The organism is Embleya sp. NBC_00896, from assembly GCF_045207785.1.
Taxonomy (GTDB): Bacteria; Actinomycetota; Actinomycetes; order Streptomycetales; family Streptomycetaceae; genus Embleya.
Map to the genome: position 1 here is coordinate 214,848 of NZ_CP108778.1, position 15,746 is coordinate 230,593.

The 15,746-nt window shown below is 71.5% G+C and carries 17 protein-coding genes and 1 pseudogene; all 18 read left to right on the forward strand.

Translation table 11 applies throughout. The features are described 5' to 3' along the window. Window positions 1-24 precede the first annotated feature (24 nt). The 18 genes and pseudogenes from OG928_RS48220 to OG928_RS48305 all read left to right on the forward strand — a co-directional run bounded on the left by OG928_RS48220 (window position 25) and on the right by OG928_RS48305 (window position 15,637). Entirely contained in the window at window positions 25-219 is a 195-nt protein-coding gene (locus tag OG928_RS48220; RefSeq protein ID WP_331738572.1) for a hypothetical protein, read from the forward strand. Window positions 220-367: 148 nt separating this feature from the next. Continuing rightward, window positions 368-634, forward strand: a pseudogene (locus tag OG928_RS48225) (NUDIX domain-containing protein); the annotation flags it as partial. A gap of 484 nt (window positions 635-1,118) precedes the next feature. Then, window positions 1,119-1,772, forward strand: a complete 654-nt coding sequence (locus OG928_RS48230) for a hypothetical protein (protein WP_331738574.1) — start codon at window positions 1,119-1,121, stop codon at window positions 1,770-1,772. 516 nt (window positions 1,773-2,288) lie between these two features. Continuing rightward, the gene (locus OG928_RS48235) at window positions 2,289-2,420 is read left to right on the forward strand and encodes a hypothetical protein (RefSeq protein ID WP_331738576.1); all 132 of its coding nucleotides are present in this window, start codon (window positions 2,289-2,291) and stop codon (window positions 2,418-2,420) included. Further along, window positions 2,417-2,539: a hypothetical protein gene (locus tag OG928_RS48240; protein WP_331738578.1), complete on the forward strand. Its 123-nt coding sequence runs from the start codon at window positions 2,417-2,419 to the stop codon at window positions 2,537-2,539. Before OG928_RS48235 ends, OG928_RS48240 begins: the two co-directional genes overlap by 4 nt. A 65-nt stretch (window positions 2,540-2,604) precedes the next feature. After that, the gene (locus tag OG928_RS48245; RefSeq protein ID WP_331738580.1) at window positions 2,605-2,859 is read left to right on the forward strand and encodes a WhiB family transcriptional regulator; all 255 of its coding nucleotides are present in this window, start codon (window positions 2,605-2,607) and stop codon (window positions 2,857-2,859) included. A 224-nt stretch (window positions 2,860-3,083) separates the two neighbouring features. Beyond that, a complete protein-coding gene (locus tag OG928_RS48250) occupies window positions 3,084-3,404 on the forward strand; it encodes a hypothetical protein (RefSeq protein ID WP_331738582.1) in 321 nt (106 codons plus the stop codon). Continuing rightward, entirely contained in the window at window positions 3,401-3,706 is a 306-nt protein-coding gene (locus OG928_RS48255) for a hypothetical protein (RefSeq protein ID WP_331738584.1), read from the forward strand. Before OG928_RS48250 ends, OG928_RS48255 begins: the two co-directional genes overlap by 4 nt. Further along, entirely contained in the window at window positions 3,703-3,840 is a 138-nt protein-coding gene (locus OG928_RS48260) for a hypothetical protein (protein ID WP_331738586.1), read from the forward strand. Before OG928_RS48255 ends, OG928_RS48260 begins: the two co-directional genes overlap by 4 nt. 559 nt (window positions 3,841-4,399) lie before the next feature. Beyond that, on the forward strand, window positions 4,400-4,762 hold the full coding sequence (locus OG928_RS48265; RefSeq protein WP_331738588.1) for a hypothetical protein: 363 nt from the start codon (window positions 4,400-4,402) through the stop codon (window positions 4,760-4,762). A 77-nt stretch (window positions 4,763-4,839) separates the two neighbouring features. Continuing rightward, window positions 4,840-7,143, forward strand: coding sequence for a hypothetical protein (locus tag OG928_RS48270; RefSeq protein WP_331738590.1), 2,304 nt, complete (start codon window positions 4,840-4,842; stop codon window positions 7,141-7,143). A 197-nt stretch (window positions 7,144-7,340) separates the two neighbouring features. After that, window positions 7,341-7,841 carry a hypothetical protein gene (locus OG928_RS48275; RefSeq protein ID WP_331738592.1) on the forward strand — a complete coding sequence of 167 codons (501 nt, stop codon included), beginning with the start codon at window positions 7,341-7,343 and terminating at the stop codon, window positions 7,839-7,841. Continuing rightward, entirely contained in the window at window positions 7,838-8,158 is a 321-nt protein-coding gene (locus tag OG928_RS48280; RefSeq protein WP_331738594.1) for a hypothetical protein, read from the forward strand. The genes OG928_RS48275 and OG928_RS48280 overlap by 4 nt, the downstream gene beginning before the upstream one ends. Window positions 8,159-10,200: 2,042 nt before the next feature. After that, the gene (locus OG928_RS48285; RefSeq protein ID WP_406292258.1) at window positions 10,201-10,623 is read left to right on the forward strand and encodes a hypothetical protein; all 423 of its coding nucleotides are present in this window, start codon (window positions 10,201-10,203) and stop codon (window positions 10,621-10,623) included. Window positions 10,624-10,642: 19 nt separating this feature from the next. Beyond that, window positions 10,643-11,062 (forward strand): conjugal transfer protein TraB, encoded by a 420-nt coding sequence (locus OG928_RS48290; RefSeq protein WP_331738598.1) that lies wholly within the window; start codon window positions 10,643-10,645, stop codon window positions 11,060-11,062. A gap of 234 nt (window positions 11,063-11,296) precedes the next feature. Then, window positions 11,297-12,388, forward strand: a complete 1,092-nt coding sequence (locus OG928_RS48295) for an IS110 family transposase (protein WP_331738600.1) — start codon at window positions 11,297-11,299, stop codon at window positions 12,386-12,388. Window positions 12,389-12,484: 96 nt separating this feature from the next. Next, window positions 12,485-14,593 carry a chromosome segregation protein ParM gene (locus OG928_RS48300; protein WP_331738602.1) on the forward strand — a complete coding sequence of 703 codons (2,109 nt, stop codon included), beginning with the start codon at window positions 12,485-12,487 and terminating at the stop codon, window positions 14,591-14,593. A gap of 516 nt (window positions 14,594-15,109) precedes the next feature. Next, window positions 15,110-15,637 carry a hypothetical protein gene (locus tag OG928_RS48305; protein WP_406292261.1) on the forward strand — a complete coding sequence of 176 codons (528 nt, stop codon included), beginning with the start codon at window positions 15,110-15,112 and terminating at the stop codon, window positions 15,635-15,637. Window positions 15,638-15,746: the final 109 nt, after the last annotated feature.

The window sequence follows — 15,746 nt, forward strand, 5'->3', positions numbered from 1 at the left end:
CCCCTTCCCCGAAAGGCTCACACGATGAGCGACAACGCCTCCGAGCAGCCCAATCCCGAACCGCGCCCGATCGCCACCCACCCCATCGCCCTACTCCCCGACGGCCACGTGGTCAGTGTGATCGTGCCGAGCAACCCCCGTGATTGCCGCTGGGCCCCCGCCACCACCGCCGACACGGCCGGATCGACCGCACAACCGAAGAACCACACCGGCACGTGACCCCGCACCAACGCTCTTGAGGGCCGACACCCACGGTGCCGACCCTCAAGGCCGCTCGTGCCTGGACCAACCGGAACACACCCTCCGCGCCTGGGTGGTAGCCAGCCCCCCCGACCGGGCGCCTTCGCCCCCAAGAAAGAAGGCCATCATGACCAAGACCAAGCCCGAGATCATCCAAAAAACCGCTGACGTCGTCGTCACGAGGCCGGACCGGCGCGTCCTGCTGATCAAGCGCCGCTACTGGCCCTTCGAGGGCTGCTGGGCACTGCCCGGCGGCTACGTGGACCTGGGGGAGACCCCACTCGCGGCGGCCACGCGGGAACTTGCCGAGGAGACGGGCGTGCGCGTCGACCCCGCCGACTTGCGCAAGATCGGCGAATGGAACGCGCCGGGCCGTGACCCGCGCGGCCGGTTCGAGACCACCGCCTATCACGTCGTGGTCCCCGCAGACACCGACTCGTCGCCGACGACGACGCCTTGGCCGCCGAGTGGTGGAGGTTGGACCGCCTGCCGGAGAAGTTGGTGTTCGACCACGACGACATCCTCGCCGCAGCGCTCCGGTAGTCCCCGCCGACCCGCCCGCTCCTGGTCGACGTCTCGCCTCCACTGCCCGTGCCGTCCACGCGACCAACGAGCACCCGCCCGTGGTTCGTTCTCCCAACGGAAGGTCGACCACGCGGGTGATCGGCCACCGTCGCGTCGCCGACGGCGCCAGGCGCCATCGACGCACGCTCACGGGGCCGACACCGTCGAAACGGTGCCGGCCCCCAGGAGCCCCGCGTCTTTGCCCGTTCGAGTCCGTGGCTCCCTGTCGCCCCCGATACCGCGCACCACCGCGGCGGGGACGGCATGGAGCTCCGGGAACCTCCGGGAGCCCTCCGTCATCCGGGAGCGGCAAAGTGAACGAAACCAGGCACACCCCGACCCAACGGACCCTCGTATACATCGACCGCCTGGTCGAGAAGGCCCTCATCACCGCGATCTGCGTCGGGTTCGGCGTGCTCGGCGCGCTCCTCGCCCACCCCTACACCGGCGGGGTAGCGGGCGACGGGCGCGTGGCCGTCGACGCGATCGCGACCCTCATCGCCGCGAACCTCGGCTGGGACATCACCCGGTCCATGCGGAACCGCCGGCGTGTGCGCGACTTCCCCTTCCGCCGGGCTCCTCGTGTCCACGTGCCCTACACAGGCCTTGTTCCGGCGCCGCGAACGCAGCACGAGCGCCTCACACTCGCCGGTCGGATGGCGGGCGCCCACGACGAGCAGAGGGCGGCTGTCCAGGCGGGCTTCCGACTCGACATCAACCACCTCTGGCTCACCAACCGATCGCTGTGGCAGTGGCTCCTAGACGGCGGCGCGAGCCTGGACCTGGGCCCCGGCATTTGCCTCGTCTTTAATGCTGACCCGACCCTGTGCAGCGCCGACCAGTTCAGCGTGTACACCTCCCGTTCCGCGCAGGCGATCCCCGTCTCGGACGCCCGCGAACTCCGGTCCCTCCTCGAGGAGCACGCCCGCCAGGCGGGCGACCAACCGCCCTCCTCCATCCCGGCCTGACCCCACGCCGGGACCCCATCGCGCGCCCGGGCGGTGAGCCGCCCCGCCCGGGCGCTGCGCGCTTCGACCGAAAGACGAAGACCGTGAACGAGAACACTTCCCACGCCGACGGACCGCCCGACCAACACCCCGACCTCGACGCGCTGATGCAGATCATCCGGACGGCGGGCCGCACGGACGGTATCCGGTGGACGCCCCCTCGCCGCCAGTACGCCACGGCGGAGGCATTCGCGCGCGCAGGACACCCACCCGCCGGCCCCCGACTTCGTCCGCACCGCCGAGCCGATCCACATCGGCCCCGGCAGGAGCGGCAAGGACCACCGCGCGCTCCCCCTCGACGCGACAGCGGCGCAGCACCCCGAACACCCCTGACGCCAACGCCCATGAGGGTCGGCACCCGATCCGGGTGCCGGCCCTCATGGGCCGCTGGACACCACGCGGCCCCAAACACAGGCGCGGCCCCGGGGATTGGAGCCCCGGAGCCGCAACAGGCACGCCCGGAAAGGAAGTCGCCTGATGAACATCATCGCATCGAACAACGACGCCAGGCCCGCCGATCCCCGCCCCACCGACGGTGGCCAGTCCAACGAGGCCGTGCGCCAGGTCATCGCGGACGCCGCCCGCCAGCAGGCCGCGAAGCCGCAGTGATCGCGGTGACCGCCGAGGAGCGCGCGGAGCTGGAACGCAGGGTCAAGGAGCGCAACCAGCACTCGAAGAGCGACGCGCAGTTGGCGAGGGACCTGGGCCCAAACGACGCCGCCCCGTGACGGATCGCCCGAGCCCACTGGACACACGAATCGAGGCCGCGCCCGTCGCGGCCGGGGAGGCACACATGGACTGGCGACACGTCGCGGCCTGCCGCGACGAAGATCCCGAGCTGTTCTTCCCGGTCGGCGACACCGGCCCCGCCCTGCTTCAGATTGAGGAGGCGAAGGCGGTTTGTCGCCGTTGCCCCGTAATGGAACAGTGCCTGGGCTGGGCCCTGGAGTCCGGCCAGGACGCCGGAGTGTGGGGCGGGTTGAGCGAGGACGAGCGCCGCGCGCTCAAGCGCCGCGCCGCCCGGAACCGCGCCCGGGGCGGGGCGTAGGCCACGCCCGAGTCGAAGGCCAAGCCCGTACCCGCCTGAAGCGCCACCGGATCGGCCGCATGGCACGACGCGGTGGAGGCCGACCACCCGGCCCCAACCGTCCGACCAGACCGACACCCACACGCCCAGGCAAAGACCCACACTCGCCCGCCGATGCCGGGCCGCAGACCGGTGATCAGCACCGGCCCGCGGCCCGGCATCGCCAACCCCACGTGGAGTCCACGGTGAACACCGTCGTGCTTGTGTACAAGCCCCGACTCGCCCCCACCGACGCGGACCGGGCCCACATGGCCGCCCGCCTCGAAAAGCTGCTCGGCATCTCCGCCGAACTGCTCCTCGGCACCTTGCCCGACAACCCGTGGATCCGCGGCCTGCTGTCCGTCGACCCGCTCCTGGTCGAGCGGGCCCCGCGCATCCTGGAAACCGCGTTGGCCACGGCCCCGCCGCGCCGCTGGAAGACCCGGTCGACGAAGCGCTCCGCCGTGGTTCGGGTGCCGGCCGCCGACCACCGACTCACCCGCGAGTGGATGGGCCAGGCCGCATGAGGCCCCGGCCCGCACCCCGCCTGCGCCGGATCGCCTGGACGACCGCCGTGGCGGTGGTCGGCTCCGCGTCCGTCGTCACGGTCGGGATCACCATCGCGCTCGACCGGCTCGGCTGCCTCACCCCTCTCGGTTCCCGGGCACGCCGTTGGCTCTTCGCCTTCGGCGACCACGTCGCCGAACCGCTCTGCGACCTGGCCGAACGATGCCTCGACCGGCTCAACGACCTCGGCCACCCCGAACCCCCGAGGTTCCTGCGGCGATTCGTGGACGCACCGCCCTCCTCCGAAAGCGACAACCGATGACGCACATCCTGATCGCCGCGGCCGGCCTGGGCCTCACCGCCTACCTGGCCTTCGCCGTCTGGGCCCTCTCCCGCTCCCGTATCCCGCCGACCGTCGACGACACCACCACCACCCGCCACCCGGCGCAGCGGTGAAGACGACCGCCCGACCCCGACCACACCCACCAGGGAGGCGAAATGATCGTGGATCCACGGGACTTCACCCTCGAATTCCGGAGCAACCTCGCGCTCCGGCGCGGCATCAAGCGCGCCATCGAAGGAGGAGACCAGGAGGCCGAGGCCGCCTTCACGTCCGGCCACGGCGTCCTCAAGGGGATGACCGGAAACAGGGCATGGAGGTCCGCGGCGCCGAGATCGCCGACTACATCTGGCGCGTCAAGGCCGCAGACGACAACAACCAGCGCGCGGCCTGGCTCTACGACCTCGACTGATCTGCCACCCCGCCACGAGGCGGACGCCCCCGCACCGCATGTGCTGACCGCTGCCCTCGCCGCTGCGCCCTCGTCGAGGCGCAGCGGCGAGGAGAGCCGGCCAACACGCCGCCCGCTCATCCCGGTTCCCCAATCGTTCGGAGGCTCGACATGGCCACCAGCACGTCCCCCGTCCCCCACGACCCCCGCCCGGAGATCCGCGGCGTGCGCCTGCTGGTCGTCATCGACCGCAGGCTCACCCGCGCCAACATGGAGCAGACGTCGTGACCACCCGTCAACGGCGCCTGCGCCGGTTCGGATGGACGATCCTCCAATGGGCGAGCGGACTCCTCGCCGCCGCAGTGATCTTCGTACTCGTCAGCGCCGAGTGGTCCACGCCGCGAGCCGCTCGCGCGTTCCGGTGGCTGGCCCACCGCACGCACCGATTCCTCCGGTGGCTGGCACACCACTCCCACCGCATCCTCGAACACCTCGTCGAGGACACGTCCCGGATGGCCGACAACTGTCAGCACCGCGCGCTGGCCTTCCGGCCGCCCCGATCCCGGCCCAAGGCCGACCCGTTCGCGAACCCGCGCCCCCGGGAGGAGGCGCAGCGCCGGACCGACAACCACGCATCGGCCCGATAGCCCACCACCACCATCACGGCAGGCGGACCACCCACCCGGGTGGTCCGCCTGCCGTTTGATACAGAGAGGACGCGCCCGTGTCCGCCCGAACCAGGAACAAGACCGCCGCTGCGCCTCGCAAGCGTGCCTCGGCCACACGTCCGGCGGACAACCGGCCCAAGGATCACCGGGAACCCGCCGGCCCGCCCGCGGTGCCCGTCGACGACCCCGTCCTCGTCGAGCTGCTCGCCGACGCGCGCGATCGCGCCGCGGACATCCGGGACATGGCGCGCGACGAGGCCGAGGGCCTGGTTGCCGCAGCTTCCCGCCGCGCCGAGAGCATCGTCTCCGACGCCGACGAGCAGACCCGGGCACGTCTGGCCGAGACGCGGCAGACGGTACGTGAACACCTCGACCAGGCGGAAGAGGCCGCCCGGGCCGCCGGTGCCGACGCCGACCGGATCCGCGGGGACGCCCGGCGGGCGGCCGCCGAGGCACTCTCCGCCGCAAGCACCCAAGCGGAGCAGACGCGCGAGGCCGCGCGCGCCCAGGCACGCAAGGCCGTCGCGGACGCGAACGCCGAGGCCGAGCGCCTGGTCTCCGACGCTCGGGACCGGGCGGCCGAGGCGGACGAGCGATCCACCGCGGTACGCCGGGAGGCCGAGGCATTCGCCGACGACACCGTGCGCCGGGCACAGACGGCACTGGAGGAAGCCTCCGTCCGGGCCCGGACGTTCGCCGAGCGGCAGATGGAGAACGCGCGGGCGATCTCCGAGGCGGAGACCAGCGCGGCGCGAGCCGCCGTGGAGGCGGCGGGAACGCGGGCCGAGGAGATGATCGCGGACGCGAACACCGCCGTGGACCGGCGCCGGGAGGAAGCCGAGGCGCTGCACGCGGAGTCGGTGAAGGCGGCGGGCAGGGTCGAGGACGAGGCCCGGCGGCGGGCGCACGCCGTCGTGGTCGAGGCTCGCGAGGTGCGCCGCGAGGCGGACGAGCGGCTCGCCGGCGCGCAGTCCGAGGCCGCGCGGTTGGTCGAACGGGCCCGTACCGACGCGATCGCGGTGGCCGAGGAAGTCGGCCGCCGTCAGGCCGAGACGCTGCGGGCCGAGGCGGAGAAGGCCGCGGCCCGGACACGGGCCGACGCCGTCCGCGACGCCGACCTGCTGCGCAAGGAAGCCGAACAGTCACACGCACGCGCGGCGGCGCTGGAGGCCAAGTGGGAGAAGCAGGTCGGGCGCAAGGCCCGGTGGCAGCGCGCCGGCGCCGGAGTGTGGAAGGCGATGCCCTGGGTGGCGTTGAGCGCCGCAGTCGGCCTCACCGCGTCCGGCGAGTTCCAACTGGCCACCCTGATCGGCATCCCGTCCGTGATCGCGGCGTTCCTGCCGCTCGCGATCGACATCTACGCCATCGTCGCGTTCCGCACCCACAAGGACGTCCCCGGAGCGCTCGGGCTGATGGTGCTGTCCAACGGGCTCTATCACCTGGCCGAACACGGGATGCTCGGCGTGATCCAAGGACCCGACGGGCACCTGCAACCGACGTGGTGGCTGATCCTGATCGTGTCCGCGTTCATCCCGCCCTACGTGGTCTGGCGCGTCCACGTCCTCCTGGAGGACCCGGAGAAGGCGAGCGCTCGCGCTCGCTCACGCAAGCGGTGGTGGCGACGCCGCCCCGCCTCCGAGGCACACGCTCAACCGTCCGACGCTCAACACCTGGACGCTCAAGGCCGCGCTCACCCGTCCGACGCTCACCGCGCTCACGCACTCGGCGCTCACCCGCAGGGCGCTCACGGCCACGGCGCTCACGCTCAACCGGTCGACGCTCAGCGCGAGAGCGATGACGCTCACCGCGAAGCGGGCGAGGCGCCGGACGTCACGCTCACCGTCGAACGCGCTCAGCGGGCGCGGTCGCCCCGCCTGAACGGGGAGCCGCGTTCGGAAGGCGGCCCCGTGGAGCGGCGCCGAGCAATCGCCCCCGCAGCGAACACGGGGCGCGCGGCGAGAGCTGAGCGCGGCGCCCTGAGCGAGCGTGAGCGCGCAACGACGAACGACGAGCGCGCTCAACAGGACATCGTCTTCAAGCGGTTGCGTCTCGCGCTCGGTGAGCGCCCGGCGACGGACCAGATCGTCGACGCGATCCAAAAGGCCGCGCTCAAGCCGGTCTCCGACGCGACCGCCAAGCGCATCCGAGCGCGCACCGAAGAGCCCGAACAGGACGCCGTCTTCAAGCGGTTGCGTCTCGCGCTCACCCGAAGCCCGCAGACGCAGGAGATCGTCGACGCGATCGCCGAAGCCGGACTCGGGAAGATCTCCGACACGATCGTCGAGCGCATCCGAGCGCGCGCCGGGGAGGACGACGAACGCGAGCGAGCGGGCCTGAGCGAAGTGGGCGCGGGCGGCTGATCACAGCGCCCCATCGCGACAAGGCCCTCCGTGACCGCACGACCCGACCGCTCGGGCCGCGCGCGTCGAACCCGATTCGCTCACCCACCACCCGGCCCATCGGCTGCTTTACCGGTTGCTCGGCTTCGGCCGTGCATCCGGCATGGACGCCGACTCAGGCATCACCACCAATCCCGACCAGAAGCGGGAAGGACCCGATGAACCCCGAAGACGAGCCCCGCCTGACCGACCAACACACGGCCGCCCTGCGTCGTACGGCCCAGGACCCGGACCGGTACGCGCAGTACCTGGCCGACGTCGCGAGGATGCTGCTGGGCACCAGCAGGGACCTGGAGACACTGCAGGGCGAGACCCGTGTGCACTGCCGCAGCGCCCACGTCGAGGGCGACCTGTGGTACCACGCCCGGCGACGGGCCAGGCCGACGGAAAGGACCCTCAAGAGGGTGCTCAAGCATCTTCAGAACCTTGTCGACGAGCTCGAAAAGAGCGTTCGCAAGCGGCATGAGTACGAGAACGAGATGAAGGCCCTCCCCCGCCGGCGCCGGGAAAGGCAACTCGCCAAGGAACGCAAAAGGAATCCCGGCCTGCGGGCCGCTCCCACCCGGCCCACTCTGGAGAACCCGGCGAACAAGGAACAGAATCCGCGTTATAGTGGCCCCACAGACGTTTACAGCCTCCCGAAGAGGGACACCGCATGACCCGCCCGCTTACCCAGCTCGAACTCGGACAGGACTTCCGGCAGAACTGGTACATCGAGCAGGAAAAGAAGGCTCGCGGATCACGCGGCGAGCTGGGCGCGATGGAATTCTGGCTCCGTATCACCCGCGCCGAAATCGCCCGGGAAGTGAGAGCCCACCGCTCGGACGTGTTGCCGGGCTTCGCGCTCGTCCTCCGTCTGTTCCTCGCCGCGATACACAAGCGGCGGACGGGCGACCCGCGCATCTGGAACGACCTGCTGAAGTACGCGAGGGCCGTCGTCGACCCGGATCCGGGCCCGGACGCCCGACGTGACTGACCGCCACCACCGAGGCCCCGCGGAACACCGCCGGGGCCTCGCGCGCGTAACGCGTGCACACGTGCCCGTGCACGCGTGCACACGAGAGGTCACCCTCTGTCAAGACCCCGAGAGGAGATTCCGTGTCCGACGACGATGACGCCCAGGTGTACCCGTTCCCCGGAGGCGGCGACCCCTCGTACGTGCCGCCGCCCATCCCGAACTACGCCGACACCCTGCCGCCGCCCCGGGACACCCCGGAGGATCCCCCGGAGGAAAGCACCACCGAATTACCCCGTGTTCCGAGTGCCCCGGACCCGGCAGCGACTTTCTCCGCCGAAGGAATTCAACCTTCGGGCGACGACCAGGAATCCGACGAGGAAACGGACGGCGAATACGAACACCGCCGTTCTTTTGCCGATCGAATCGGCGACTGGCTCGAATACCGCGTCGAGAAAGGACGGACGCGATCGGAGGAGGAAAGGCAGTTCCGGGAGGCGGAACTCGCCCGAAAAGTAGCCCTGATCGCGGCGCGCACCGATCGCGACGTGGCAATGATCGAGGCGAACGGAAAACTGCGTCAGGCCCGTGTGAAAGGACGGGCGGACCGCGCCGGCGCGCGAGGAAAATCCGAAACCGGAGGGTCGCGAGGGAATACGAACCGTTCCGGACCCGGAGGGGGCAAGGGCGGCCCCAAAACCCCGGGGGGCTCCGGCGCGACCGGAGCCCGGAACGGGTCCGGCGCGCCGGGCGGCGGCTCCAAAGGACGATCCGGGGGTGCCAGGCCCGGCGGCGGCACGGGCGGCACGAAGCCGCCAAGCAGCGGCAAAGGACCGGGCGGCAAAACCCCCGGAAGCGGCTCGCCCGGCCCGAAGACCCAGGGCCCGAAGCCCCCGGGCAGCGGACCGGGCAAGGGGAACTCCGGCGGCGGGAACAGCGGAAAGCCCCCAGACGGAACCAAGACGAAAGGCGGCACCAAGGGCTCTGGAAAGCCCTCTAGCGGCCGTAACGGAGGGGATGGCTCCAAGGACCCATTCAAGGGATCGAAAGCGCCCCAGAAGGGGCCTGACGGCTCCGGCAACACCGGCGGCGGGAAGAACCCCGGTGCCAAGAACGGCCGTTCGGGACCTACGCCCCCGGCCGGCGCCCGGAAGAACGCCGGGGTCGGCAAGAACAACGGTGGGAAGAACGCCGGCGCCGGTGGCCCCGGTCCGACGCCCCCGGCCGGCGGCCGGAAGAACGCCGGCGTCGGCAAGAACGGCGGTCCGGGAGCTACGCCCCCGACCGGGGCCCACCCCGGCGGCAAGAACGCCGGTGGCGAACCGGGCGGTCCAGGACCGACGCTTCTGGGCGGTGCCCGGAAGAACGCCGGAGTCGGCAAGAACGCCGGCGGCGGTCGCCCCGGACCTACACCCCCGGCCGGCGACCGACCCGGTAGGAAGAACCGCGGTGGGAAGAACGCCGGCGGCGGTGCCCCAGGGCCGACGCCTCCGGCCGGAGCCCGGCCCGGCAGGAAGAACGCCGGAGTCGGGGGCGGCACGGGCGCCACCCCGCCGGGCGGCGGCACGGACCCGGGCCCTTCGGTCGACTGGGACGCCGCGCGCCGCGCGGCCGAGGCAGTCGACCGCGGCGACCTCGACGAGGCCAAGCGCATCGTCAACGCCACCACCGACCCCAGCGGAACCGCGTTCGCCGCCTACCAGTTCCTCAAAGACTCCACCCCGGCCGACTCCCCGTCCGGCAAGGACGACACCACGGAACCGGACGATCCTGGACCATCCCTGCGCGACCGGTTCAAGCAGTGGCTCCACGACCTCACGGACAAGAGTGACAAACGCCAGGACGAACCCGAGGAACCGACCGGGCCGGTCACACCCGAGAGCCTCGGCTGGACGTGGGAACAACTCCCCCAGCCGGAACGCCCCCCACGGCCCGAGGAACCGGAACACCGGGAACCGGCGGGCGCCCTCGCTCCCGGCCCGCCCGCCCCACCGGCGCTGCCGCCCGCGCCGGAACCCCACACCCAGCGCCCCGGAACCACCAGCCCCACAAGGGAGAACAGCGTGAGCAGCACGCAGGTCGCCTCGGCCCAGACAGGCCTGGCCGCCCAGCACCGCACCGACACCACCTTCGACGACTTCCTGACCCAGATCGCCAACATCGCCGCGCACGCGACGACGGACCAAGAACAGCAGCACGAACTCTCCGATGCCGTCGGCCGAGCCGCCGACGCCGTGCGGGAGATGGCCGGCGACCTGGTCGGCGACCACAACATCACCACCGTCGTCGCCAAGCTTCTCGCCGACCTTGCCGACGCCGCAGGCCAGATGAAACTTCAGGCGCAGCGGTCCTCCGAAGCGTGCGGCCAAGCCGCCGAGGCGGGCCGTCTGACCGCCAAGATCGTCGCTCGCGTGTACAGCGCGGACATGAACGCCAAGCACGACGCGGGCCTGCAGCACGCGTCCGCCGCCGCCCACCACGCCTGACGAACAGGAGGACACACCGATGAGCAACGACCTCGCGCTCCACAAGAGCGGCCTGGCGGCCATCGCGTCCGACGGCGACAACAGCTACCGCGCGGTCCAGGAAAAACTCGGCCACTTCGCCCGAACCCTGGACGATCTCGTGGTCGCACTCGAGAACCTGCACCGCACCGCGCACGCCAACGCCCGTCGCGCCGCCGGCCTGGCCACCGACATCGAGCACGCCGATCTTGACCCCTCGCACGTGGCGATGACGACCGCCGTCGCGGGCGCCCTCGAGGACGCCGCCGCCCAAGTGGACGTACTGCGCGAGTCGGCGCAGGAGGTGTCCGGGCTCGCGTACACCGCCAAGGGTGTCCACGCCCGCCTCTACGCCGGCCTGAACGAGGTCCGGGAGGGACGCCGCGAAACCACCCCCAAACCCGGCTTTCTCGCCGACTGACAGTGAGGATGTGTGGTGGCTCCTCCGCCGGGTCTGACTCACCGACTGACCGACACCGACAGGTTGTCCTTTCCGGGATTCGTCGGCCCGCGTGGAGGGGTCACCGCACGCGACCGGACGGGTGACCGTGACCTCATAGGAGCTTGGTCAAGAAGCCCCGCCACTGTCCTGTCCGCCCGCCCGGCCGGCGCGTGCCGCCCCACCGGGATGAGCGAGAGGACGACAGGAACCAGCATGACCGATCACCAGCCGAACGTCACGGGCGGCGTGGACACCCACGGCGAGACCCACCACGCGGCCGTCGTCGACCCCATCGGCCGCCACCTGGCCGACAAGGAGTTCCCCGCCACCGGTCCCGGCTACCGCGACCTCCTCGCGTGGCTGCGCTCGCACGGCGGCCTCACCGCCGTCGGGGTCGAGGGCACCGGCGCCTACGGCGCCGGCCTCGCCCGCCACCTCACGGCCGCCGGCGTCACCGTGATCGAGGTCGACCGGCCCGACCGCCGCACGCGTCGGCTGCGGGGCAAGTCCGACCCGATCGACGCCTACGCCGCCGCCGAGGCCGTCGCCTCGGGCCGAGCGAGCGGCACTCCCAAGACCCGCACCGGCGTCGCCGAGGCCGTCCGCGCCCTGCGCGTCCCGCGCCGCTCCGCGATCAAGGCCCGCACCCAGGCCGTGAACCAGCTCCGCCAGATGTTGATCACCGGACCCGAGAGCCTGCGCGCGAAGCTGCGAGGGCTCTCGGCCGCCGAGCTGGTGACCGCGTGCGCGCGGTTGAGGCCCGGCACGGACCTGTCCGACCCGATCGAGGCGGTCAAGTCCGCCCTCCGCCGCCTCGCCCGCCGGCATCGGGCCCTGACCGAGGAGATACACGAACTCGACGCCGAACTAAGGGAGTTGACCACGCTCGCCGCCCCGGAACTCCTCGCGCTCAACGGCGTCGGCCCGGACGTGGCAGGCCAACTCCTCGCCACCGCCGGCGACAACCCCGGCCGACTGCGCTCCGAGGCGGCGTTCGCCCACCTGTGCGGCGTCGCCCCGATCCCCGCCTCGTCCGGCCGACGCGACCGCCACCGGCTCAACCGCGGTGGCGACCGAGCCGCCAACCACGCCCTGCACACGATCGTGCTCAGCCGCATGCGCTGGGACGAACGCACCCGCGCCTACGTCGAACGCCGCACCCGCGAAGGCCTCGCCAAGAAGGACATCATGCGTTGCCTCAAACGCCATGTCGCCCGCGAGACCTACCGCGCCCTCATGCGATCACTCGGTGCGGCACAGCCTCAACGACAAAACACCCGTAACGACCTCGCCGAAGCTGCTTGACATCCATAGGAGCATCCCCACACACCCACCACGACGAGAGGGCGGCCCCGCCGAACACGGGGCCGCCCTCTCCATGTCCCGACAAGGAGCACCCCGGTGTCCACCCCACGCAGCGTCGTGCTGGAACGCCTGACGTACACGCTGGCCGCCCCGGTACTGGTCTGCGCCCCCAACCTCGCCCCGGACGGCATCACCAACAGCGCCGTCCTGGTGGCCGGAGCAGCCGGAGCCTTCGGGACGATTCGGGCCGCCAAGGGCTTCGAGGGCACCGGCCGGAAAATGATGCGCTGGTCCCCGCTGGTGACCGCCATGGCCGTCGACCTGGCCGCTCTCGCCACCCCCGGCTGGGGCTGGGACGCCCTCGTCGCCGCCGGCTGGGCCGCCGCCGGCTGCGCGGTGACACCGCTGTCGCGCACCACGCGGCGCCGCAACCGACCCGCCCTCGGCCACACTCCCGCACCGCGTGCGCTGCCCGCGCCTACCGAGGCCGCCCCGGTCGACGACGGCGCGGACGCCTACACCCGTGGAGTGCGCCAACTCTGGGAGCGTGCCGAGAACCCCGGTGCCAGCCGCGTCGTCCACGTCGTGCCGCACCCCGGCACCGAGCACGACCTGACCATGCTGGTGCGCGCCATCGAGCCGGGCCGGCCGATCGAAAGACTGAACGTGGACAAGGTCGCCGCCGCGTTCGGCGTCCCCGTATCCGACGTGCGCCTGTCCCCGGTCAAGCAACAACCCGGTCGCCAAGGCGGGCCCGGCTGGTTGGAGGTCCACGTCACCCCCGACGCCAACCAGCGCCGCATGGCCGCACCCACTCCCGAGGAACGATGGATCGACCGGGTGGGACGCCCCGGAGGCGGCGCGCCCGGCTCCCGCCTGGTGTCCAGGCGCCGTGATCCCGAACGCGGCGTGACGTTCTACGAGTGCGCAATGGCGGACTCGGTCGAACTCCCACGTGTGGACCTGGCGAAGGTCTGCCGCGGCCTGGACATCAAATACGACGACGCCTGTACCTTCCTCATGGTCGAGGGCCACAAGTTCCTCATCAGCATCTTCGACCGGCCGCCGCTGAGCCGTAGCTTCCCGGCGACCCGGGAACTGCTGACCCCGGACGCCAAGGGCATGTTCGTGTGCGGCATGTCCTTCGCCGGACAGCCGGTGAAGAGCATGATCTGGCAGCACGACAAGAACGCCGCGGCGCACGGCCTCATCCTCGGCGTCAGCCGCAGCGGAAAGACCCAGTACTTCGCGATCTCGATGGCGGCCGCGTCCCTGGGCGGCGGGGTGATCTGGCTGGCGACTGTCCGTCGGGACGAGAAGACCGACGTGCTGGGCGAGTTCATCGACCGGCGCGGCTCCAACGCCCTCTACATGCTTCGCATGCTGCGCGCCGCGAAGGCCCTGTGTGAGATTCGCGCGAACATGCCGTGGGAGTTCGACGGCAAGCCCCACGACTACAAGCCCGGAGACCCGCGCTGCCCGTACTCGTTGTTGCTCGTGTACGCGGACGAGTTCATGATGGCGTGCAACGATGCCGTGTACGGCAGGGAGATCCAGACCCTGGGCGACGACCTGACCGTCACCGGCCTTAAGTACGGCATCGGCTTCTTCGTCGCCGGGCAAAGCCCGTTCGCGCACAACGGCTTCTCCACCGAGATGAAGGACAACCTCAAGCAAAACGGTCGCCCCATCATCTTCAAGATGGGCTCGGGCCCGGCGACGCGCAAAGCCGCCGAGGGTTGCATGGAGAACGTCTACGACGTCCCGACGATCCCGGCCCGCTACGCCGGCTCCGAAGGCAGCGCCCTCCAGCGTGTCATGACCGGCGAGGCCGACCCCGAGGACGGCGTCAGCACCGGCGGCGTCGCCATCATCGTCCTCGACAACGGCCGCGCCGTCCTGATGCGCGCGCTGTACGCCGACTTCGACGCGGGCGACCTGCACGAGCTGTTCCCGGACGAGATCAACCGCCTCACCCCCCACGAGATCCAGGATCTGGAGGCACGCGACCTGTGGGGCGACTGGAACCGCCCCGACGAGGACCTGGAGGACCTCGCGAACGACCTCGACGAGTACGAGGAGGACCGTCCCAAGCGCGGCCGCGGCAAGGGAAAGGGAAAGGGCGATCGCAATGGTCGACGCGAGGACGTGGCCACCACGGCGGGCGACGCCCTGGCCCTCGTCCGAACCTTCGACCGACAGTGACCAGCGGTACTTCCGAGGCCGAACCGACACGGTGAAGGACGCCGCGAACACCGGCGGCGTCCTTCACCGTTCCCGTTCCCGCGACCCACCGGCGCCGGCCGCGACCCGATCACGGATCGCCGCCGACGCCCCAGCCGCTGCCGGCTGCCCGATCCACCCGCCGAGTCCCGGCGGGTGGATCGGAGAACCGACACAACGGCATCCCCGCGACCGCCGCGGGGAGCAACCCCGATCCGCGAACGCCGAGCCACGCCCGCCGATGCTCTCCCTCGAGCGAGGAGCAGCGGGCGCGCGCTCGTGACCCCGATCGACACCCCATTCCTGGAGCGATGACTCATGTCCGACTCCGCACGAACGTCCACCGCGACGACAGTGGTAATCCGCCTCGATCCCCACGAGAATGAACAATCGGCACGACCCCGCCGCACTTGGTGGGACCGCTTTCGCCGCCCCGACGGGCTGCTCGGCCGTCGTATCCGAGACGTCCGCCACGCCCCGTACCTGGGCCTGCTGCACATGGCGGCCTGGCTCCGCGCCGTCATCGCCTCCGGAGCTCTCCTCCTCGCCGGTGCCGCCGTCTGGCTCGTGTGGACGTGCGGACCGCCGCCTCCCATCGGCGCATTCGCGGAGCTCGGCGCCACGATCACCCGACCCGTGGATTCCTACCTCGACGACCGCACCACGCATTTGGCGATCGACGCGTCCACCGCCTACACGACATGGCAGTGGACGGGTGGGATCGCCCTGTTCACCGCCGCCTGCGGCTCGATCGCAGGGCGTTTGACGTGGTCGGCCTGGGCCGGCGCATCCGTTGCCATGGTGTGGATCGGCACGCCGGCTCCCGACCGCGAAGTCGCCGCCGGGATCGCGGTGTTGGCCTGGACCGCCGCGTCGGGCATCGCTTTTCGGCGTCCTTCCTCACGGCCGACCGTCGTGCGCAGCCGCGTGAAGGCTTTCGTCCCCTCCCCCCGGTGGCCCAGCCGCGCCACCGGGACCACGACGTTCGACGCCGATGTGGTCCCTCGGTTCCGTCAACGCGACTGAAGAGCGTTCCGCCCGCCCGATCCACCGGCACGAGTGGGTCGGGCGGAGGCGAACCCCGACCACGTCCGCCACTCGCAGGTGCGACGCGGCCGCGCCCCTCGGCTCCGGA